Origin of the sequence: Actinomyces naeslundii (genome assembly GCF_001956585.1) — a bacterium.
Classification (GTDB): Bacteria; Actinomycetota; Actinomycetes; order Actinomycetales; family Actinomycetaceae; genus Actinomyces; species Actinomyces naeslundii.
On sequence record NZ_MSRR01000032.1, the window covers coordinates 1 to 22,268 of the forward strand.

17 protein-coding genes and 1 pseudogene are annotated in these 22,268 nt (G+C 62.4%); 9 read left to right on the plus strand and 9 right to left on the minus strand.

Features of this window, described 5'->3' with window-relative positions:
* Nucleotides 1-70 precede the first annotated feature (70 nt).
* Nucleotides 71-2,275: an NHL repeat-containing protein gene (locus BKH33_RS12505; RefSeq protein ID WP_043538749.1), complete on the plus strand. Its 2,205-nt coding sequence runs from the start codon at nucleotides 71-73 to the stop codon at nucleotides 2,273-2,275.
* A 28-nt stretch (nucleotides 2,276-2,303) separates the two neighbouring features.
* Here BKH33_RS12505 and BKH33_RS12510 read toward each other — a convergent pair whose 3' ends face one another.
* From BKH33_RS12510 to BKH33_RS14215, 7 genes and pseudogenes are all read right to left on the minus strand, one after another.
* The gene (locus BKH33_RS12510; RefSeq protein WP_076142783.1) at nucleotides 2,304-4,004 is read right to left on the minus strand and encodes an MDR family MFS transporter; all 1,701 of its coding nucleotides are present in this window, start codon (nucleotides 4,002-4,004) and stop codon (nucleotides 2,304-2,306) included.
* A 276-nt stretch (nucleotides 4,005-4,280) separates the two neighbouring features.
* Nucleotides 4,281-4,796, minus strand: a pseudogene (locus BKH33_RS12515) (TetR/AcrR family transcriptional regulator); the annotation flags it as partial.
* A 505-nt stretch (nucleotides 4,797-5,301) separates the two neighbouring features.
* On the minus strand, nucleotides 5,302-5,751 hold the full coding sequence (locus BKH33_RS12525) for an RpiB/LacA/LacB family sugar-phosphate isomerase (protein ID WP_003780582.1): 450 nt from the start codon (nucleotides 5,749-5,751) through the stop codon (nucleotides 5,302-5,304).
* A 433-nt stretch (nucleotides 5,752-6,184) separates the two neighbouring features.
* Nucleotides 6,185-9,058, minus strand: coding sequence for an AAA domain-containing protein (locus tag BKH33_RS12535; protein WP_003780564.1), 2,874 nt, complete (start codon nucleotides 9,056-9,058; stop codon nucleotides 6,185-6,187).
* A 218-nt stretch (nucleotides 9,059-9,276) separates the two neighbouring features.
* Nucleotides 9,277-9,609 carry a hypothetical protein gene (locus tag BKH33_RS14205; RefSeq protein ID WP_076142789.1) on the minus strand — a complete coding sequence of 111 codons (333 nt, stop codon included), beginning with the start codon at nucleotides 9,607-9,609 and terminating at the stop codon, nucleotides 9,277-9,279.
* The gene (locus BKH33_RS14210; protein WP_003780575.1) at nucleotides 9,503-10,186 is read right to left on the minus strand and encodes an FAD-dependent oxidoreductase; all 684 of its coding nucleotides are present in this window, start codon (nucleotides 10,184-10,186) and stop codon (nucleotides 9,503-9,505) included. Before BKH33_RS14210 ends, BKH33_RS14205 begins: the two co-directional genes overlap by 107 nt.
* A 15-nt stretch (nucleotides 10,187-10,201) precedes the next feature.
* Nucleotides 10,202-10,507 carry a hypothetical protein gene (locus tag BKH33_RS14215; protein WP_009401981.1) on the minus strand — a complete coding sequence of 102 codons (306 nt, stop codon included), beginning with the start codon at nucleotides 10,505-10,507 and terminating at the stop codon, nucleotides 10,202-10,204.
* Nucleotides 10,508-10,874: 367 nt separating this feature from the next.
* Here BKH33_RS14215 and BKH33_RS14405 point away from each other — a divergent pair, with 367 nt between their 5' ends.
* From BKH33_RS14405 to BKH33_RS12565, 3 genes are all read left to right on the plus strand, one after another.
* Nucleotides 10,875-11,294, plus strand: a complete 420-nt coding sequence (locus BKH33_RS14405; RefSeq protein WP_076142786.1) for a type II toxin-antitoxin system RelE/ParE family toxin — start codon at nucleotides 10,875-10,877, stop codon at nucleotides 11,292-11,294.
* Nucleotides 11,231-11,512, plus strand: coding sequence for a helix-turn-helix domain-containing protein (locus tag BKH33_RS14410; protein ID WP_076142787.1), 282 nt, complete (start codon nucleotides 11,231-11,233; stop codon nucleotides 11,510-11,512). The genes BKH33_RS14405 and BKH33_RS14410 overlap by 64 nt, the downstream gene beginning before the upstream one ends.
* A 128-nt stretch (nucleotides 11,513-11,640) precedes the next feature.
* Nucleotides 11,641-12,273: a hypothetical protein gene (locus BKH33_RS12565; RefSeq protein WP_003780568.1), complete on the plus strand. Its 633-nt coding sequence runs from the start codon at nucleotides 11,641-11,643 to the stop codon at nucleotides 12,271-12,273.
* A 131-nt stretch (nucleotides 12,274-12,404) separates the two neighbouring features.
* Here BKH33_RS12565 and BKH33_RS12570 read toward each other — a convergent pair whose 3' ends face one another.
* Nucleotides 12,405-13,382, minus strand: coding sequence for an NmrA/HSCARG family protein (locus tag BKH33_RS12570; protein ID WP_328285573.1), 978 nt, complete (start codon nucleotides 13,380-13,382; stop codon nucleotides 12,405-12,407).
* Nucleotides 13,383-13,482: 100 nt separating this feature from the next.
* Between BKH33_RS12570 and BKH33_RS12575 the strand changes: the two genes are divergently transcribed.
* From BKH33_RS12575 to BKH33_RS12590, 4 genes are all read left to right on the plus strand, one after another.
* The gene (locus BKH33_RS12575; RefSeq protein WP_003780584.1) at nucleotides 13,483-13,848 is read left to right on the plus strand and encodes a winged helix-turn-helix transcriptional regulator; all 366 of its coding nucleotides are present in this window, start codon (nucleotides 13,483-13,485) and stop codon (nucleotides 13,846-13,848) included.
* A 269-nt stretch (nucleotides 13,849-14,117) separates the two neighbouring features.
* Entirely contained in the window at nucleotides 14,118-16,775 is a 2,658-nt protein-coding gene (locus BKH33_RS12580; protein ID WP_003780586.1) for a sialidase family protein, read from the plus strand.
* A 633-nt stretch (nucleotides 16,776-17,408) separates the two neighbouring features.
* Nucleotides 17,409-17,690, plus strand: coding sequence for a type II toxin-antitoxin system RelE/ParE family toxin (locus BKH33_RS12585; RefSeq protein WP_043538754.1), 282 nt, complete (start codon nucleotides 17,409-17,411; stop codon nucleotides 17,688-17,690).
* A complete protein-coding gene (locus BKH33_RS12590) occupies nucleotides 17,665-17,988 on the plus strand; it encodes a HigA family addiction module antitoxin (protein ID WP_003780577.1) in 324 nt (107 codons plus the stop codon). Before BKH33_RS12585 ends, BKH33_RS12590 begins: the two co-directional genes overlap by 26 nt.
* 187 nt (nucleotides 17,989-18,175) lie before the next feature.
* On the opposite strand, the gene BKH33_RS12595 is transcribed toward BKH33_RS12590, so the two are convergent.
* Nucleotides 18,176-19,780, minus strand: a complete 1,605-nt coding sequence (locus BKH33_RS12595; protein ID WP_076142788.1) for a cation:proton antiporter — start codon at nucleotides 19,778-19,780, stop codon at nucleotides 18,176-18,178.
* 631 nt (nucleotides 19,781-20,411) lie between these two features.
* Between BKH33_RS12595 and BKH33_RS12600 the strand changes: the two genes are divergently transcribed.
* The coding region (locus BKH33_RS12600; protein ID WP_244157429.1) for a DUF7926 domain-containing protein at nucleotides 20,412-22,268 on the plus strand (1,857 nt) is incomplete at its 3' end.

Here is a 22,268-nt window from a genome sequence, read left to right on the forward strand (position 1 = left end):
TCCGACGGGCTCAGCCCGTCGGACGGCGGCACGCACAGCCCCCTTCCTCCGACACAAGGCGAGAACAGCGATGAAGCAGTCAGCCAGGACAACCATCCTCACCCTGTGGGGCGCACTCGTCACCGCCCTTGCCCTGTCCCTGTCCATCACCGCACCCGCCGTCGCCCTCGACCCGGGAGGCAGGGAGGAGGCCCTGCCCACTACGCCGCCACCCGACCCCAGCGTGCCGAGCATCGGAACCACCGTCCTGAGTGACGGCACCCCCATCGGCATCGTCGTGGCCGGCGGCAACGGCGGCCTGCTGCACGTCGTGGACCTCAATACCCGCACGCTGAGGTCGCGCGAGCGGCTCGTCCCGGAGAACACCGACGTGCAGCCCTGGGAGTTCGCCACGTTGTCGAACCGGCACGTCCTGCTCGCCAGCGGCGGCGGACAGCTCTTCGAGATCGATCCAGACGCCCCCGAGGGACAGAAAGCCACGAATCTGAGCGATCCGTCCCGGCCCGGCTACGAGCAGGTCGCCGCCTACAGCACGTTCCTCTGGGACGTCGCCGTCGACGAGCACGACCGGGTCTATGTGGCTGCGCAGAGCATTCACGGCGGCCACATCCTGCGATACGACCCCTCCGCCAACCAGGGACGGGGCCAGTGGACCGACCTGCTGCCGGGCGGCGTTCAGGCAGGCGAGACCGAGGTACGCAGCCTCGCTTACGACAACGGGTTCCTCTACGCCGGGACGGGAACGAAGAGCTTCTCCATCTTCCGGATCAACACCTCCACCAACGCCGCCACCAAGCTATCGGTTCCCAGTCACGTCACCGCCGGCCTCTCCCACCTCGAGCGGCTGCAGGTCAAGGCCGGCAACCTGTACGTCGGTACGAATGTCCCGGGCAACGTCCGGCCGACCTGCGGGGGAACCTGCGTCCTGGACCCGGCCACCGGGGCGCAGAAGATGAAGGACGGCAAGCCGATTGAGCTGGACACCTGGTCCAGCCAGGTCGTCACTCGCCCCGGCGAGGCTGAGAAGGTCTACTACACCGTCCAGAGCCACAACACACCGACGCTCCAGGAGTACGACCCTCGGGCCAACACCTCACGGACGCTGGCCCAAGGACTGGCTTCCACCGCCAGGCCTAGTCAGTCGAGCTGGGCGACGCACGACCACTTCATCTCAGCGGGCAAGGACGACGCCAGCATCGCCATCGTCCACGCCTCCGACGGCAGCGCGACAGGCCTTCCCCAGGACGCGAACGGAGGCAACGCGATCCAGGGATCAGCTCGCGACATCCAGTCCCTGACGGCAGTCCCCGGCGGAGACCTCTACGCCTCCTGGTACATGACCGCCCCGATGCTCCTTCGCGCCGCCCCCAACGCGCAGGCGGACAAGACGCAGTACAGCCTGCCCAAGGCCCCACTGGGTCAGGTCGAGGGCTTCGGGCACAGCAGCAAGTGGTTCGTCACGGGCATCTACCCAAGTGGCGAGCTGGTCAGGTACGAGATAGGCACCTCCGGGCCGATGCTGGAGAATCACCAATCGGTGAGGATCACGCCTGATGCCAACCAGGCGCGGCCGTACGCCATCGTGCCGATCAATAACGATGAGTTCGCCGTCGGTACCTCTCCCAAGAACAAGCCCGGCTCCGGGGCACTGTCCATCTACGACGCCGCGCACAACAAGATCGACACCTACCCGCTGGACACGATCAGCTATGCGGATCCGTCGCTGCGGGGCTTGTTGAGCGACCGCCGGCCGCTGTCGATCGTCCACCACCAGGACAAGCTGTACGTGGGGACCAGTGCGAGCGGCAACGGCATGAACCCCGACCAGACGGAGGCGAGCGCGCCCAGGCTCTTCGAGTTCGACCTGAAGACGCGGAAGGTGACCCGCGTGATGACGCCGTTCAAGGATCAGCGTTCCATCACGGCCCTGACCTTGGGCAGCGACGGCACCTTGTACGGGACCACCGGCATGCACGTCTTCGCCATGAACCCGGCGGACTTCACGATCGGACGCAGCCGAGCGCTGACCAGGCAGGGCTACGCCGACGCCAACCGCAGTCAGCTGATAGAGCGCGACGGCGTGCTCTACGGGATCATGGCGGGGCGCCTGCGAGCCCTGAGCACGTCCTTGCAGGATGAGGGCACCGTCATCGCCGACTTCGTCACCACCCCCCAAGGAAAGGTCTACGTCAACTCCCTGACCCTCGGCGCCGATGGCAGCCTCTACTACGCGCGGGGAAGCAGGATCTACCGCTACCGGTTCCCGGCGGGCTGAGGCGGGCGCCCGGCCACCGGACCGCCCATCACTCTGTGTCAGCCGCCGTCGCCGGCTCCGTCGATTCCCGCTCCGCCTGCTGCGGCGCCGTCGGCTCGCTGACCTCGGTGTCAACCGCCCCCTCGGCCTCGGCGATCTGCTCCATCGCGGTCTTCTGGGACAGGGGCACCTCGGGCAGGAAGACGGCGATGACGGAGGTCGCGACGAACAGAGGGATCATCCAGCCGAAGATCGGCAGGAGGGCGTCGGCGTAGGAGCTCGCCACGGCGTCGTGCAGGGCGGTGGGCAGCTGATCGACCAGGGCAGGAGTGAGCGAGGAGGTGTCGGCGTCCTTGAACTGGGCCAGCGTCCCCAGGACGGCCGGGTCAGCGCTACGGGCCAGCTCCCCGATCCGATCGGTGAGGTTGGAGGTGAGGCCGGAGGAGAAGGCCGCACCGATGAGTGAGGCGCCCAGGGAGACGCCGACCTCGCGGAAGAAGTTGTTGCCACTGGTGGCCGTGCCCAGGTGCCTGGCCTCGATGGCGTTCTGGACCACGGTGACCAGCAGCTGGAAGAACATGCCGATGCCCGCTCCCATGAAGAAGGTGGCCGCGGAGATCTGCCAGACAGGCGACGTCGTCGTCAGACGGGAGAGCCAGAAGGAGGCGCCGGCGGCGACCAGGGGCCCCAGGACCGGGTAGATCTTGTAACGGTCGGTGCGCGAGACGAGGATGCCGGAGAGGATCGAGGAGACGAGCATCCCGATGGTGATGGGTACCAGGAGCAGGCCGGAGGCGGTGGCCGAGTACGCGTAGACCATCTGGAGGTAGGTGGGCAGGTAGCTCATGACGCCGATCATCCCGCCCATCGCGAGCATGCCGACGGCCGTGGAGACGATGAAGGTGCGGTTGGTCAGGATCGACCAGGGCAGGATGGGGTCGGCGGCGCGGGTCTCGACGAAGGCGAACAGCCCCCAACAGATCAGGCCCGCAGTACCCAGACCGATGATGACGGGGCTGGTCCACGCGTACTGGTTGCCGCCCCAGGTGGCCATGAGGACGATGGCGACGGCACCGGCGTTCATGAGCACGAGCCCCCACCAGTCGATGGGACTGGTCAGGCGGTGACTGGGAAGGCGCAGGACGATGGCAATGGCGACGAAGGCGAGGACACCCAGCGGCAGGTTGATCCAGAAGGTCCAGCGCCAGGAGACGGAGTCGGTCAGCCAGCCGCCGATGATGGGCCCCAGGATGGAGGCGATGCCGAACATGGCTCCCATGGGGGCCATGTAGGTGCCGCGCACGCGCGGCGGGATGAGGTCGCCGGTGATCGCCTGGGAGGAGATCATAAGGCCGCCGCCGCCCAGACCCTGGATGAAGCGGTAGATGATGAGCTGAGTCATGGTGTCGGCGGTGCCGCACAGGGCCGAGCCGATCAGGAACAGGGCGATGGCCACCAGGAAGAGATTCTTGCGGCCCACGAGGTCGCCGAGCTTGCCGTAGACGGGCATGGCGACCGTGATGGCCAGGGTGTAGGCCGTCAGGATCCAGGCCATGTGGGCGGCGCCGCCGAGGTCGCCCACGATAGTGGGCAGGGCGGTGCCGACGATCGTCTGATCCATGGCGGACAAGAACATGACCACCAGGAGCGAGGCGTAGACCGCCCAGAAGCGGCGATCGGGGTGGAAGTCGGCCCCCGGCCCGGCAGGAGCCGTGCCGGTTGGCTCCGACGACGTAGAAGTGTGAGTCACGGTAAGCGCCTTTACGAGATGGAAGGGGTGGGAACTGTCAGAGAAGGAAGAGAAAGAGGTGGCCGGCGAGCATCAGCCGGGCGGGTTCGGCGTCTGGAAGACGGGGGAGGGCCGGTCGGACGGCGCCTGGATGACGACGTCGGAGAGCGCCTCGACCATGGCGCGGACGGCGTCCGCCAGGCGGACCTCGGGACGCTGGGCCGAGGCCTCGGGTACCTCGGCGCGCACTGGCGCCTCCTCGCGGCGCTGCTCCCAGGGATGAGTGCGTCCACACCACAGGTCCACGGCGCTGCGCTGGATCGCCATGGCCAGGGCGACGACCGCGCGGGTGCGAGGGTCGTAAGGTTCCGTGCCCAGGCGGCGGCCGGCGGCGTCGGCGAGGGACACGGCGATGGCGCGCAGGCGCTCGTGGATGGCTCGCTCGATCTCCGGGTTGTCCCGCACGATCTCCGGGAAGGACAGCAGCCATCCTCGTTCGGACTCGACGGCCTCGGCACCGGAGGCGAGCAGGGCGCCGAGGTCCTCCAGGAGGCTTCCAGTGCCGTCGACGAAGGTCTCGATAGCCTCTGGCTCCGGGGGCTCCAGGCCGACGACGAGGAGATCGGTCTTGGAGGAGAAGTGGTTGAAGACGGTGCGCCGGGAGACACCGGCGAGGGCGGCGACGTCATCGACCGTCATGGCCTCGTAGCCGCGCTCTCGAGTCAGGGCGAGCGCGGCGGCGCGGATGGCGGCGCGGGTGCGTCGCGCCTGAGTGGCGCGCAGATCGGTTCCGGTCACGCGACCATCCTGCACTCAGTGCAGAATTGCACTCAATGCAAGTTGGCGCGAGGTTCCTCACGAAGGCGCCGTCTCATGCCGCCCACCGGCCCCACCGAAGACTGCGAACCGGACGCCAACATTGCACAAGCAAGCCGTCCATGACACCTTACGACCTAAGGTGTCACACGTAGGGTGCCATCTGACAATAGATATATTGATCCAATAGGTGGCAGGACGCTGCGACGCCATGCACAGCGCGACCGACCAAGATGTGCTGGGCGGTGTCCAAATCGGATACAAAGGCTCACCCCCAGCTCTGACACACAGAAAGAAACCGCATGATTCCGCGGTTCAGTCAGCGGCCATATCGGACCTCAGGCTCCTTTGTATCCGATTTGGACACGAGCTCCTCCTCCAGGAGCCGGGCGAACCTCAGACACTCTCGTAGACAGCGACCTCGATGAGGTTCTGATCGGGCTCATGCACGTAGAGGCTGCGGATAGTGCCATGGGCACCTGTCCGCTCGACGGGGCCGTCGTCAGGAGTGAAGGCGTGCCTCGTAGGCCTCGATCTCGCCGACCTTGGGGCCGTAGCTGCTGGCCGGGTCGTGGTGCAGGTCGAGCCAGACATCGATGAGCGCCCAGGCGGCGGGCGCCGCGATGACGTTCTGCCCCATGCACAGGATCTGGGCGTCGTAGTTCTCCACCGAGCCACGCACGGTGATCAGGTCGTGCGCGGTCGCAGCGCGCACCCCGGGCACCTTGTTGGCCGCGATGGCGGTTCCCACACCGGTACCGCAGATGAGAAGCCCACGGTCGACCCATCCCTCGGCAACTGCCTGGGCGACCTGGAAGGAGACCTCCGGGTAGGTGATGTCCGGCATGGACAGGTCGACGAGGTCGCTCACGCGCTCGTCCTCGACCAACCGCTCTTCGATGGCGTCCTTCAGGAGGGCTCCGTTGCCTGGGGAACCGATGGCGATTCGCATGACCCCAGTGTCTCAGGCCACGTCACGCAAGGCGAGCCCTACGAGGTTTCGTGTGATTCCTGGACTCCTGCCATCACGGTGAAGGGCACCGGAAGCGCCCTGGAGGCAAGATGCTCGCGGACCTCATCGATCGTGCCGTCGCCGACAAGACACAGGTCCACAATACCGGGAATGGGATGAGGCGTGCGAGCGATCAGGTTATCCTCCCCACGGAGGTTAATCTCTCGGTCACCGAAGCGCACCGCTGTCCGCTCCTGCCCAAAGGCAACAACCTCCAGGTCCAGAACCCACGAGCAGAAGTCGACGCTCGCGTTAATGGAGGACCGTCGGTTCGATATGGTCAATGCCGGCGATGCGTATCGGATGATTGTCCCAAACCATCCCTAGGAGCACTCGATGTCCGCAACCGTACCTTACTCCCACTCTTATTCAGTTAGGCCAAAATTTGATCGAGTCTACCTCTGATCATCGATTCGATGTTGCTGTCATTGGTTCTCAACGAAAGCATGTCGGCCCCGTAGACGCTTATGATCTGCGCCTTCAACTCATCACGCGCTTGCTGCTCGGGATTGTCTTCATGATATTCAGTTCCGTTGACCTCAATCGCAAGCAGCATTCGCTTGCTCACCTTGTGGTATATAGCAAAATCGACAGCAGACGTAGAACGAACAAATTTTTTCTGCCGCTCGTTCAATCGATCGGTATCAGGCATAAGGTCGCGGAGTCTCACCTGCGAAACCACCTCCAGAAGATCATAAGCAGGATCTTTGAGAACATCCTTCAGAAGGGTCCACACAATATTCTCCGACTTATACTTGCTGCCCCCGTGAACTCGCGAAGCGAACTCGCTGAGACGCTCAGAGTACTCCTGGTAGAGCAGGTCGAAGACTGAAAGTACTCCACTTTCGGTCACCTGATCAGGATCTTGATATCTGACATAGTCGATGAGCGCTTTAATCACCTTGCTCCGAGGGACCTCGTTATGGTTGGTGACAAGAATGAACTTCTCTCTGGCTCGCGAGACCGCAACGTTGATCATTCGTGGATCGTCAACGAATCCTAGTTTCATGTGACCATTCCGAGATTCGTCAACAACCGTACTAAGAACCATCACGTTTGCTCCACGTCCTTGAAATTTATGTATAGTTTCACTCAGTGAACTGAATTCGGGAGCAGCACCTGTGCGGTTAATAGCCTCACCGAGACGGTCAGCCTGAAGCCGGTACGGGCTTGTGACACCTAACGCGTAATCACTTCCCGAATCTTCACCTTCGAGAATGCTCCTAAAATCTACACCGTCAACGACACCCCCAAGGAGCTCCTCGACAAGGTCGATCTCACGCTGGCTGTACGTACCTTTAGTAAGGGCTCGACGCAAGGTGCGCATATGATTTCCTGGAGCCGTCTTACGAACCATTAAGGCAGGCCATTTGTCGTTAGATTTTCTAGACTTCATGGAAATCAACTCACCGTCATAGAACATCTTATTGCAGAACTCGATGATCTCAGGCGCGCAGCGGTAGTGTTCGCGCAGCATTGTTCGAGGCAGTTCTTGACCGTAGAGCTCGGTGACGGACGAAAGAATGGAGTGCGCAGTAACGTCGTATGCGGGAAGTGGCGGGGAGATCGACGCCGATTCCAACTTTTTATCGAAAATCGGTCCAAGCTGTTTAAGATCCCCGACCACCACAACATTTCTTGCCTTACTCATCGCCAAAGCAGCGGCATGTAGATTTGTCTGAGTGGCCTCGTCAATAATCACCCAATCTAGAAGATGGCCTTCCGACAGGTTACGCCGAATCGAGTGACAGGTCGTAAGAACCACTGGGTACTCAGACAGGAACTCCGGCGTGTGTTTCCATATCGGTTTATTATCTTCATCAAATACGAGACGCGCACTATTCGCGTAGCGTTGCCACAGCGCTAGATCCAGAAGCGCACGAGAACTCTCTTGGTACTTTCCCCTGATTTCCTCGGAACTGCGATAGCCGATCTCGGCCCGCCAACGTCGCTCTTTCTGTCTCAGCTCTTCGATCCGCCTAGAATAAAAGGCTCTTTCTAGACCAAGGATAATATTGGTATCTCTCGTATCCAGATCTTTTGTTCTACCATATTTGAAGTATCTGCGGATACGAGGAACAAGCCCCATGATGCCTTCAGGAAGATCCGGATGCACAGTAGTTTCAGCCAGATAGTCGAGGATACGCCCAGAGCTCTTGCGCAGCAGAGGCAGCTCACTTAGATCAGGAAAGACGACACCGTCGGCTCGGCGCTCCAGATGAGCAGCTTCCAAAGAGTATTCCTCTATTTTATTGCTCACCTTTGCAAGTTCTCGACAGGAGTTCCATACCCTATGCAGCTGTTTATCTATTTGCTCAAGATCATCCGCCGCCTGCCCTCCAGCGGACCGCACGGCCTCATTCACAGACACCTGGTTCAGCCAACGAACGATACTGCTTGCTCGCGCCTCTTGATCGGCCAGGAAGGAGGTGACGTATTCTTTTTTACCCATGCGTGCTGCCACGAATCCATATCCCGCCTCATCGAGCTTGTCTTTGACGTTCTCAACAGCAGCGTTACCAAAAGACACAACTCCAACCGTCGCCCCGGGAATCATGAGAATATTGGCGATGATATTGAGAATGGTCTCTGTTTTTCCAGTCCCAGGAGGGCCATCGATAACACTAACCCGATGAGAGAGTGCTCTCTCTACCGCAATCTTCTGATCCTCGTTGCTCTGAAACGGTAGAATAATTGGCAACCGAATTTCTGACGTTCGTGAGTTTGATCCCTCCATGTACGCAGACAACGCACTGTCAGGATGAACAAACTTAATCGACTCAAATGCCGGACGAGTCGGATCATCATCTTCCAGCATAAATGCGGTTTCTTTCCAGTACTTAAAGACGTCAGCACCACCTCCCGCGGACGCGGACGACACCAGTAGTGCGAGGTCGTCGGGACGATACAGGTGACTTTTCCCTATCACCTTGTTGTCGCGATAGAATCGAACAATTGAATACGATCCGTCGTATACATCAGTGAAAGTCGCAATTGTGAGCGGGGGATACCACACCTCACCTTTCACCTTAACCAGCTCGGTCGATTTGAGAGAGCGAAAACCCGAAACATTCTCGAGAAGGCGTGCCCTTGGATGTCGATACGGGAATGACTGACCACCATTCTTAAATTGAACTCTTACAATACCATTGTCAGGATTGACCCACTCAATGGACTCTGTTCGATCGTATAGTGCACCTGTGTTGTTGTCGGGAACCAATACGCGAATTTTAGTGCCGTCGATCATGTCTCTCTCCCAAGACGAGTTACGGGACGTCTTCACGTTAGCCGCAGCAGAAGTCTTGCAGAGCGTTCTTGACAACCGATCAGAAAGTTTGAATACCTACACAAACCTGAACAAGCATATTTGTAGGAACCACTACTTTCCTGATCGCGATCCTCCCGTGAAGTCACTTCTTTGAGACTCAGCCACGGGGCGCCAGCTTCGCAAACATCGTTTTTCGTTCAACAACTGAAGTATATACGAAGGACCTCGCTCGGAAGAGACTCGATGAGTCGCAGCCAGATCTCGCTGGCGGTGGGGTAGGCGGGCACGGCGTGTGCAGCCGATGAACCGGGACGCCCCGCAATGATGGCGACGATGGCGGCGTGGACGAGCTCACCCGCACCGGGACCGACGAAGGTGGCGCCCAGCACGGCACCGGTCTGCCGGTCGACGACCAGCTTGACCTCACTGTGGGCGTCGCCGTGCAGGAGGGCAACTCCGGCGGCCGAGGTGTAGCCGACCTGAGCAGTGACGACGTCCTGGCCGGGGTCGCGGGCCCGCTGCTCGGTCAGGCCGCTGGGGGGCGGTGAAGACAACCTGTGGGACCGGGACGTTCTCGGGTACTGGTTCGGGCCCGCAGCCGGCAGAGAGGGCGGTGATCCTCTCCCCTACGACGCGCGCCCGGTACTTGCCCATGTGGGTCAGCTGGGCCTCGCCGCTGGCGTAGCCAACGGCGTAGAGCCAGTCGGGCAGGCGGCCGGCCAGGACGTCGTCGGGCTCCAGGCCGACGACCTCCAGCCCCATGCCGGTCAAGAGGGGGCGACGGCCAGTTGCGACCAGGATCTCATCAGCCTCGATGGTTCGACCGGCGCAGGTGACCGTGACGGGGCCGCCGTGGATGCGACCGAGCCCGGTGTCACTGGCCTGAGGCCGCTCGGCGGCAACCACCTGGGCATCCGTGATGACGGTGATGCCACGGGCGGCGAGAGCCTTCTCGATGAGTCGGGAGGCGAAGGACTCCGCGGCCGACAGGAGGCGGGAGCCGCGCACCAGCATGGTGACGTCGCTGCCCAGGGCGGACATCCAGGTGGCGGCCTCACGGGCGACGACCCCACCGACGACGATGAGGCGCTGCGGGATCTCCTGCACGCCGGTGGCGCAACGCTAGCCCCAGGCCTCAAGGCCCTGGAGCGGAGCAGACACGACGGGCTCCGCGCCAGTGGCGAGAATGACGGCGCGGCGCGAGACCCACTCGTCGTGGCGCGCGAGCAGATCTGGCGCGGACAACTCGGAGGGGCGCAGGCCACTGAGGTTTGCCGACGCCGCGGCGACCTCAATGGGCCCGAGGAGCGCCTTGCTGGGCATGCAGGCGTAATACGAGCACTCGCCGCCCAGGGGCTCGCCCTCGACGAGAATCGCGGTCAGGTCGGTGCCCTCGGTGGTGTACTGCGCGACACTCCCCCGGCCCATCACCGACAAAAAAGACGTCGTAGGTGCCGGCCTGCTCAGGTACCGTCTCGTTACCTATGCCACCGATGCTGCCACGCATCTCAGCCGGCCGATCGACCTGTGCGAAATGTCGAGCCTCGTACCGCCTGCAGCGGGGTAATGAATGGCGTCAATCTGCGTCGAGAGACGATCCTACGCCACATTGGCCCACCGAGCAGTCCGCCCACCACCGAGGTCGCAGCGAAGACCGGAATCATGGACGCCTTGCGGCAAGACTCAGCGCACCCTTTTAGACCTTACAGGTGTTATCATACTACTCGGAACATCAACATCGAACTCATCACAGATTGGTTGACTTCGCTGGACAGTAGCTCGCAGGCGCAGGTCGTTGCGGCCATCGAACTGCTGGAAGAAACAAGGACCTCGGCTCGATCGCCCGCTGGTGGACACCATCAAGGTTTCTCGTCACAAGAGCATGAAAGAGCTGACACCAGGATCAACGGGGAGATCCGAGCTTCGAATCCTATTCGTCTTCGACCCGAAACGTCAGGCAATCCTGTTGATTGCTGGAGATAAATTCGATAATTGGATCTGTTGGTACAAGCGGGACATCCCTATAGCCGACGACTTGTTCGACGAGCACTCAAAAGTTGAGAGGAAAGTAGCCACCATGCCCATGACGATCACAGAGCTCTTAGAAGAGCATCCGGTAGACAGAGAACAGGTTGATACCCATGAGGGCGGATGCTTACCGAGATCCGCGCGTATCATTTGCGCGAGCAGACTGGACTCACTCAGGCACAGTTAGCAGATCGGATCGGCGTCGGGCAGTGTCGGGTGTCAAAAATTGAGCGTGGCGACCTTGAGGAGGACTCGAAGATCGGCACTATCCGGCTATACCTGGAGGCTGTCGGAGGACATCTGTCCATCGAGTACGTGACAGACGATCAAAGAACCCAGGTTTTAGTCCCCAATCACACATCCCGGCGGCACCTACAGTTCGTTCAGGCCGTTAGCAGGTCGTAGACGGTGACGGCACACACGCCTAGGAGGAGGACACCGAAGGCGGTTGCCAGCGTCGCCGCGGAGACGTTATACCGGCAGTCCGCCATCGAGGCCGACCGCGCAACACACCAGAAGAGGTGGAACAGCCTATGCCACAAAAGAAAGAACAAAAAGAACGAGTGGCCCGCCTTCTCGAGACACTGGAACGTGATGATATCCTGATCATCTCCTCATCAAAGATTCGACTCACGCTCCGACTTGCGACCTGCCTCATCTTCCTAACGATCAGTACCATGCTCATCGCCTCCCCACTTTTGAGCGGGAGCAGCCCTGCCGCAGCTCCCGCTCTGATCGTTGGCGGAATCATATCCGTGATCATCTCTGGAACGACTGCAGCAGCCACCCATCGACAACTATCGCAGGGAATCCGACTGACACTCACGTCCGAAGAGGTAAGGCTCGAGAACAAGGACGGCGACGTCATTGAAAAAGCGAGATGGCGCGACATCGATCAGTTCACTCCAATACTATCCCAATCTCCTTTGCAGATCATAAAAACCGTTTCCTACCACCTCACCGACACCGGAAGAGAACGTCGACAAGAGTTTCTTGACACTGCCCCCACAGCCCGAAAACAGTATTTTCTTCTTTCATCGCCTTGGACAAGAAACGCCGGGTCCGTCATTTACCCCTCAGGGTTCACCATCTCGAACAGCAATATTTTCGACCTCCTCGAGAGGGCTCACTGGCGCTACCGCAGCAAGAGAGTCCGGTCACATTGAGAGTGCAAGTATCGCCACAGCAAAACAACTCAGTCACATATCCCGGCGCCCGACTATGACGCAGTCGAGCATCAGCCGACGTGACGATCGTCGCACAGGCAAATACCTCATACATCACCCCTTGGAAAATATTATGATCGCATCCCATAAGAACGCGGTTCTCCACGCCAGCCCGTGACACGGAGGAACTGCTCCCACGTGAGCGCTTCCGGGTCGATGCTGCGACTCCACTCCATATCGCGATCCGGCCGAAAATAACCGCATTCAACAGCATAATTGACCATCCCCAGGATCTCCTGCGCATGAAGATCATCAGCAATCAGCTCAGGAAAGTTATACGCCAACCCATCATACGTGAACGCATCGCGATATTCCCCCTTCAGTCCAGTAACATCTTGAAAAATTCTCACCATCTCACGCGGGGAGACAATATCACCCACAACCGGCAGCGTTTCCCCATCATACTTCTCCGGCTTACTGATGATTTCTCGCACAGCCGGGCCGGTGGCCGTGACGGGATCAACGAACGGCGCCCGAAAATCTTCAGGAAGATATATGGGGAGGATGAGTGACCCACTCTCCACCCTGGGAACATAGTACTCCATCAAATTGGTGTAGAAGAATGAAAGGATCACAAAAGTGCTGGCTACAGGCAGCCCACTGATGTAGTCCGCAACCCGAGCCTTGTCGGTGAAGTGAGGAGCGAACATCCTCCCGCCTGTGATCTTATCGACGTTCTCAAGCGTACTGAACACAATGTGCTCGACCCCCGCTCTCACTGCAGCATCGGCGATTCGGCACCCTAACTCGTATTCACGCGATCCCTTCGGAGGGGTAGGAGGAGTGACCAAGAAAGCAGCGCGAGCGCCAGAAAAGGCGTCAACCCACTCGTCATCGTTCCCCAACGAAAGCGAACCCGTCACCAATTCAGCGCCCTGACGCTCAAGGCTTTTCGCCATCTGCGACGCAGGATCCCGAGTCATCGCTCGCACCCTATAGTCTCCGCCACGCAGCAAGGACCTCACGACACTGCGCCCCTGCTTGCTGGTTGCGCCAGCAACGGCAATAACTGGAGTATCCAACATGTTACGCTCTCTTCCATGAATCATAACGAACACCGGCTGACACAGGACAGCGTCACAGGCGCGAGACTGCCACGTCAAGAACTATCTTCTTAGATAGTCCCACACAACACGGAGGCCTGAACACATGAAGACCGAATGCATCAGCGAGTTTGTCAGCTTCAACGACAAGACCTACCCTTGCCCGATCAGCGTGGCCATGAATCTTGTTGGAGGGAAATGGAAGTCGGTCATCATTTATCACCTGCAATATGAGCCGAAGCGCTTCAACGAACTACGGAACGACCTCGTTTCAGCGACCGACACGACACTCACCCTCCAGCTCAAGCAACTAGAAGTAGACGGCCTCGTATCGCGCCAAGTATTTGGCGATAAACCGCCCCTGAAAACGGTTTACTCACTCACCGAATTCGGTCGAACTTTTTTGCCTGCCTTACAGGCTCTGACGCAGTGGGGAAACCAAGTGGTGGCGGAGCGAGGTCAATTCGTGTAGACGCATGCACGTTTCTCACAACAGACCGTGAGGGACTCGTGACCTCACGCACCGCTCTCCATATGAAGTGTGAGCACAGAGTCGTTCGCAGAAACGACCCCACGGGGAGAGAGAAACTTAACGTACGGCAGATTATGCGCGTCGCCGACGACTCGCCCGAGTTTGCAGAATCGCAACCTTCCGTTACCTTATCGTGAGACATCTGACGTCCGTCGTCCACACTCCCCCGTCGCAGGCAAGGCTGCCTCGATCCCCCGAACGGAACACCTATGACATCAAAACATCCCTTTTCCCTGAGGCGTCTGTCCGCCCTCCTAGGGTCCCTGCCCCTGGCCGTCACCGGCATGATCGCCGTCGCGCCCCCGGCGCACGCCACCCCCACGGCCGACGGCCTGATGGATATCGCCATCACTCAGGTGAACGCCCCCGAGGACGGCCTCTACGCCGTCGGCGACGTCATGACCTTCAACATCACCCTCACCAACACCAGCAGTGAGGCCCACTCCTTCGCCCCGGCCTCGACGAACCTGTCCGGGAACGTCACCAAGTGCCGGTGGCGCAACGTCCCGGCCGGAGCGACCAAGACGGACTGCGCCGGTCTGGCCACGCACACGGTGACCGCCGAGGACCTCAAGGCCGGCAGCTTCACCCCGCAGATTGCCTACGAGGTCAAGGCCGTGGAGTACACCGGTCAGGCGCTCAACACCCCGGAGACGATCAGCGGCGCGCCGAGCCCGGTCAAGTCCGCCTCACTGCGGGTCGAGTCCTTCACGCCGTCGTCGAACCAGGAGGCCTACAAGCTGGGCGACACCGTCAGCTACACGGTGCGCATCCGCTCGGTGTCGGACAAGACGATCAATGTCGCCGCCACCGACTCCTCCTTCGACGACCTGGCCCGCCAGTGCCACTGGGGCAACCTCAGGCCGGGCAAGGGCGCCGTCTACAACTGCAAGCCGCTCACCCACACGATCACGCAGGCCGACGTCGACGCCGGCCGGTGGACACCGTCGATCACCCTGACGGCGACCGGCACCGACGGCGCCGCCCTCCAGACGCTCACCGCCACGGGCAACCCGATCAGCGTCGTCGGCCAGCACCCGCAGGCCGAGCCCGCCCCGGCGCCCGACGCGAGCACCGAGCTGCCCGCCTCGATGAGTGAGGCCCAGCACCTGGCCGGCAACACGGCCACCGACAACTACCGCATCCCGGCGATCACCACCGCCCCCAACGGGGACCTGCTGGTCTCCTACGATGAGCGGCCGAAGGACAACGGCAACGGCGGCAGTGACGCCCCCAACCCGAACCACATCGTCCAGCGCCGTTCCGCCGACGGCGGCAAGACCTGGTCGGCACCGACCTACATCCACCAGGGCACGGAGACCGGTAAGAAGGTCGGTTACTCCGACCCGAGCTATGTCGTCGACCACCAGACGGGCACGATCTTCAACTTCCACGTCAAGTCCTACGACCAGGGCTGGAGCGGCTCGAAGGCCGGCACCGACCCCGAGAACCGGAGCATCATCCAGGCCGAGGTGTCGACCTCCACCGACAACGGCTGGACCTGGACGCACCGCACCATCACCGCGGACATCACGAAGGACAACCCCTGGACCGCGCGCTTCGCGGCCTCGGGCCAGGGCATCCAGATCCAGCACGGCGCTCACGCCGGGCGCCTGGTGCAGCAGTACACGATCAGGACCGCCGACGGCACGGTGCAGGCGGTCTCCGTCTACTCCGACGACCACGGGAAGACCTGGCAGGCCGGCACGCCGACCGGCACCGGCATGGATGAGAACAAGGTCGTCGAGCTCTCCGACGGCTCCCTCATGCTCAACTCGCGCGCCTCGGACGGCTCCGGCTTCCGCAAGGTGGCCAGGTCCACCGACGGCGGGCAGACCTGGAGCGAGCCGGCCAGTGACAAGAACCTGCCCGACTCGGTGGACAACGCCCAGATCATCAGGGCCTTCCCGAACGCCGCCCCGAGCGACCCGCGCGCCAAGGTGCTGCTGCTGAGCCACTCGCCGAACCCGAAGCCGTGGTCGCGTGACCGCGGCACCATCTCGATGTCCTGCGACGACGGCGCCTCCTGGGCGACCGGGAAGGTCTTCAACGAGAACTTCGTCGGCTACACGACGATCGCGGTGCAGTCCGACGGCAGCATCGGGCTGCTCAGTGAGGACGGGAACTACGGCGGCATCTGGTACCGCAACTTCACGATGAACTGGCTCGGCGAGCAGTGCGGCCAGAAGCAGCCGGAGCCGAGCCCGACGCCGTCGCCGTCGGCGGCCCCGAGCGCTGCGCCGACAACGACGCCGAGCAGCCAGCCGGCACCCGAGCCGACCAGCGCGCCGGAGCCGGAGCCCACGGCCGCACCGAGCGAGCAGCCCAGCACTGCGCCGTCGGAGAAGCCGAGCACCGAACCGACCGCTGCGCCTGCACCGGAGCCGTCGTCGGCGGCTCCGTCCACTGAACCGACGCAGGAGCCCACGCAGACCCCGACGGCGGAGCCTTCCGCTGAGCCCACGCAGGCCCCGAGCGAGCAGCCCAGCTCTGCACCGTCGGAGAAGCCGAGCTCGGCTCCCGCGCCAAGTGCGACGGGGCAGGCGCCGTCGACGGTGAGCCCGGACGCGACCTCGGTGCCGACGCCATCGGATCGGCCGTCGTCGAGCGCGACGCCGAGCCGGGCTCCGGGAGCGACGCCGGCTCCCAGCACGCAGCCCGATGAGATCGACCGTCCGGCCGACGGCACCATGGCGCAGCCGACCAAGGCCGCCGGGGCTCCCAGTGCCTCGGCGACGGGGGCTGCGACGACGCCGGGCCGCGGCCTGTCCCAGACGGGTACGAACGCGCTGCTGGTCCTGGGCCTTGCGGGTGTCGCGGTTGTCGGCGGGTACCTGCTTCTGCGGGCTCGTCGCACGAAGAACTGAACACGCGATGAGCCGGCTCGATCCGGCTCTGAGCACTGACTGAGGGGTGGGATGCCGGCGCGTCCCACCCCTCAGTGCTGTCCTCCTCAGCGGCACGGCCCATCCGTGGATCGGGCCCACCGGATGCCGGTTGCCGGCTGCAGGCCGGCTCCGGGCCGCAAGCTGTTGTCCTTCAGCCGCAGGCCGCAGGGTAGGGAGATTCACGTGAGTGACCTCAGCTCACATCCGGCGAGCTGGCCTGGCACGGATCGAGCACAGGTGGACCCGGCGCGGCTGAAGGACCCCAGCGGCCCTCCGTCCTCACCAACGAGACGTCCGATAGTGTCCAAATCGGTGACAAAGGCCTGGAACAGAGCAGAACGGGCGAGAAGAAACCGCATGATTCCAACGTCTATTCGCCTGCGTCGGCGGCACCGGGGCTCCTTTGTCACCGATTTGGACACTGAACCACTCGCATGACACAGGAGGACCAACCGTGAACCCCGTGGATGAAGCCTCTCAGTCGTCACTGGCGACAATCTCGCTGGCGTCAGCGCTCGCCAGCGCATTCACGCGCCCGGCACAACATCGCCGCCCTGCTCTCCTCCCGTTAACGCCTAGCGTTATTAACGACCTCCGTTATACCCTACTGTCGTGATCAGGTCCTTCGCGGAAAAGGAGACCCAGCGAGTGTGGCACGAGGAGTACGTTCGCTCCCTCGACAAGTCGCTCCAGCGCGCCGTGCTACGCAAACTGGAGCTTCTACACGCAGCAGCCGATGTCGAAGACCTGCGCATCCCACCGGGCAACCGACTCGAGCGGCTGACTGGCGATCGACGCGGCCAGTACAGCATTCGGGTCAACGCCCAGTGGCGACTCTGCTTCACCTGGCATGAAGGAGGTGCGGATGATGTCGAGCTCGTCGACTACCACTGATGCTGACCGGATCGACCCGATTCACCCGGGCGAGGTCCTCATGGAGGACTTCATCGAGGGTTTCGGGATCACCCAGAACAAGCTCGCCACGGCCATCGGCGTGCCTCCGCGTCGCATCAACGAGATCGTGCACGGCAAGCGCGGCATCACCGCGGACACCGCTGTACGACTGGCCAAGTACTTCGGCACATCTGCCGAGCTCTGGATGAACCTGCAGAGCCACTATGAGCTCAGGCTTGAGCGCCGGGCGCTGCGCGAGCAGCTCGAGAGCATTGTGCCGCTGCAGTCGGTGGCGTAGGCAACGCAAACGGCATACGTGACCGATGCTCACATCTGGTGAGGTGAGCCGGCGCGGTTCACGTCGCGGTGATATGACCGCAGATAATCATCGGGCACGCTTTGGCGACGCGAACAGCGCGGAGGCGACCGATGTCACCGACCGGCAGGGCCTGGCCCTCGGCTCTCACTGCCGCTCTCCCCCCGGCTTACTCGACGTCGATGGGGCCGTTGATGTGGAGGGTCTCGACGTCGAGGCGCCGGTTGACTCGCGACGCAGTGGAGTCGTCGATGCGGCCTGCGAAGCGCAGGTCGTGCACACGCTCACGCAGGTGCTCGATGACGGCGAGCCGCAGGGTGCTCTCCGGGCCGCAGTAGACGCGCGCCTCCTCTTCTGCGCCGGCGTTGCTCACGGAGCTGTGACGACGTGCGTAGTCGGCGCGCACCGCCGCGATGACCGCGTCGTCGTCAACGCCCACACGTTCGGCGATGGCATCGAGCTGACTGATGGTGTCGGCAAGGATGTCGGCGAGGGCCTCGGTCTCCTGCGACTCGACTGACTCGGCGGTCTGCGTGCCAGCCGAGGGCCTGGCGTTGGCCCAGCGGACCACGTAGGGCAGGGCGACACCCTGGATGAGGAGGGACAGAAGGGTCGCGCCGGCGACGACGAGGATGATGAGGTTGCGCTCGGTGTAGGCGGCGCCGTCGAAGGAGGCCGGGATGGACAGTGCCATCGCCAGTGAGATCGCGCCGCGGAAACCGGCGACCGTGGAGACGATGCGGCCACGGATATTGGTGCGGCGCAGGCGCTGCTCGGGGCGGCGGTCAAGGGCGCGGATGGAGAAGATGATGAGGTGCTGGCCTGCGAACCTTCCCGCCACCATGGCGATGTAGATGATGGGAATGAGGATGAGGCCGCGCGTGAGGTCGGCACGAGGGAGCTCGGCGACGATGCCGGGGAGCGCCACCCCCACCATAACGAAGAGGATGGTGTTGAGGATGTGGGTGAGGATCGTCCAGAAGGGGATGCCGAGGACTCGCGAGCCCAGGGACATGTGCGGGGCGGCGAAGCGGGAGATGACGATGCCGCAGGTGACGACGGCGAGCACGCCCGAGCCGCCGGCCTCCTCGGCGACGAAGAAGGTGAGGAACGGGGTGGCCAGCGCAGTGATCGTCGCCAGCATGGGGTCGTCGGTGATGGTGCGGACCCGGATGCCGATCTTCGTGACTGCCGCACCGACGAGGACTCCAGCACCGATTCCTCCCCCGAAGGACAGAAGGAGCTGATGTGCGACGAGGCCGAAGGTGACGCCGGAGGAGTCCTGCGCGGCTTGGAGGGCGATGGCGAAGATGACCAGTGCGGTACCGTCGTTGAGTAGCGACTCGGCCTGAAGAACGGTGCGGCCGTTGGGGTTGATGCCGCGTCCCAGGCTGGAGACGGCGGTGGCGTCGGTGGGGCCGAGGCAGGCCCCGATGAGGAGAGCGGATCCTACGCTCAGCCCTGTGAGAACACCGATGAGGGTGATGAGGGCGGCCGTGATGGCGACAAGGACCGTGGCGCTGAGGATGATGCCGCGCAGGCTTCGCCGCATGCGGTTGAGGGAGACGGACAGCGACTCCCAGTACAGGAGGATCGGCAGGAAGATCGTCAGGACCACCGTGCTGGGCAGGTACATCTCCTCCCCTACCGGGAGCAGGGCGACTCCCACGCCCGCGGCGATGAGAAGTACGGGAGCGATGAGGCGAAACCTGTTGGCGATCGCGTAGGCGACAACCGAGGCGCCAATGAGTGCGACGATCATGTCGATGGTCATGAGACTGCCGGGCTCCCTTCCTGGGCTGAACGCGGTGGGCTGACTGCGGCCGGCTCGAGGACGTGCGTAGCTGGCGTGACAGGGCCTGAGCAGGGTCCTGGCCGGGCACAGCCTACAGACGCCTCCTGCCAGCTCGCGTAGTCGCCGGCGAGCATGAGAACGACTCAAGGCTCGAGGTCGCGTCATGAGTGAGGCACGTGGACGAGGCATCGCACCGCGACCTCAACGTCAGCCGAAATCACCCCACGCCCCCTCCTGAATACCCCTACAAAAACACCCCCCATTTCTCAAGGCATTTAGAAACGCGATACAGGTATTTCTTGGCGCAAACAAGATCGCATCCCGAGACTCATTGACAGAGCAAGGCACACACCCTCCAGACTGAACAAACACGAACGCTCACCCCACATGCAGACACCCCCGAACCACAACGCAGACAAAGGGGAAAGCACTTTTGATACCGCCCTAAAAGTTTCTTTTTCACAACATTTTTATGACATTCCGGTAACATTTCCGGAGCCCCTGACAGGCGCACCACAAGTCTTGTTCTGATTTTCCTCCTCGCGATACTCTTCACCAGTTACTCACGGTCATCCCCAGACCGCCGATCCCTAGTGAAGAGGATGTATACATGCAGGTTCCTGCCGATCTCAGACGCACCGCGTCTAGGGGGCAGTCGACGGCCGCCTGGCTCGCCCTCCTGACACTGCTTGCGAGCATGATCGTGCCCTTGCAGGCCCAAGCCACCGTCAACGCCGATATCAACCTGTCTGGTCTCGCTCTGGTCAAGTCGGACCGCAGCGGCAACGACTTCCCATCAGAGGGCCTCACGACGCAGGACGTGGCCAAGCTGTCCTACACGTGGGATGCCACCAACACCACCGTCAACCCAGGGGACTCCTTCTCCATCGACCTCGGCGCCAATTTCAAGAACCTGGAGAGCCCGAAAACCGTCCCCCTCAACCTTCCCTACAACGGCACGCCCACCGAGGCGGGCGCATGCAAACTGACGGAAAAGACCATGGAGTGCACCTTCAGCGAAAAGGTTGAGGAGCTCAAGGCAGCGGGATTCAAGGACTTCAAGGGCTCGGGTCAGGCACTGCTCCTCATCACCCAGGCCACGACAGCCCAGTCAGTGGATATGACCGTCAACGGCAGCCAGAAGGTGAGCGTCCGCCTACCCGGCGCCGGCGGCATCAAGGGCCCCGCTGCACGGAGCTACACGGCCCTCAAGTTCAGCAAGGTCTCCTCGGTCATCACGTCGGCCTCCTCCACCATGACGTGGGAGGTCAACTTCGGCTCGGACTACATCAAGGAGCAGCTGGCCAAGGGGGACAGCCCGATCGCCTCGGACGGTCAGACCCGTGAGACCATCACCATCACGGATACGCTCGGCTCGGGCATGACCTTCAGCGGGGACAAGAACAAGTGGTACCTCGGGCTGCGCAACAGCGCCGCCGAGCCCGGCATCTCCGGGGTGTCCCTGACCAGCGCGGCGGGCAAGGACCTGAGCTCGAAGTACGGAGACTTCGACCTGGATGTGGACATCCAGGGGCAGGTCGCCACGATCAAGGTGACGGGCCCCTTTGCTCCTGAGTCCAACTACAGGATCTCCTACCCGGTGACATTCACCTCGCAGAGCGGCAAGGCCATCGCCGGCGCGCAGTACACCAACGCCGCCTCGCTCGACCACTCCGAGGCTCACGGCGAGTTCACCCGTAGCTACGCCGACTCGTTCAAGGTGACCGTGGACATGGCCCCCGGTTTCGGCGGTTTCGAGGTCTCCAAGACCCTGGGCGGCGCGGCCCTGGACGCCGTCGACGTCGCGAACACGACCCTGCCGGTCAAGGTCGACTACGTCCTGCCCGGCCCTGCCAGCGGCTACACCGGCTGGCAGGCCCCCGGTACGCTCAATGCCGATGGTCTCTCCGGTACGGCCGTCCTCAACATCAGTATCGGCAAGACCAACACCTTCCAGGGAACCTTCCCCAAGGGCACCGTCGTCACCCTGTCCGAGGACACCGGCCAGGCATCTCCCGCTCCTTCGGGGTATGCCTGGGGCAAGCCGGTCTTCGCGGTCGGAAGGACAGAGACCAACACTCTGACCATCGGCGACCGGGTGTCGACCAAGGTGACCCTCAACAACACGGCCGACGTCGCCAAGGCGCCCGGCACCTTCCAGGTCACGAAGACCGTGGCGGGCGCGCAGGCCGGTGACAAGGAGTTCACCTTCACCTACACCTGCACCGACGGCACCGAGGGCACGCTCAAGGCCAAGGCCAACGGCGAGGCGGTCTCCGGGCCGAAGGTCCCCACGGGCACGCAGTGCACCGTCACCGAGGACGCCAAGACAGCCGCGATCGACGGCTACACCCTGACAGCCCCCGAGGCCCAGACCGTCACCATCAAGGACCCGGCCGAGCCGGTCGCGACGGCGGCCTTCACGAATTCCTACGTCCGTGATACCGGTTCGTTCTCGGTGTCCAAG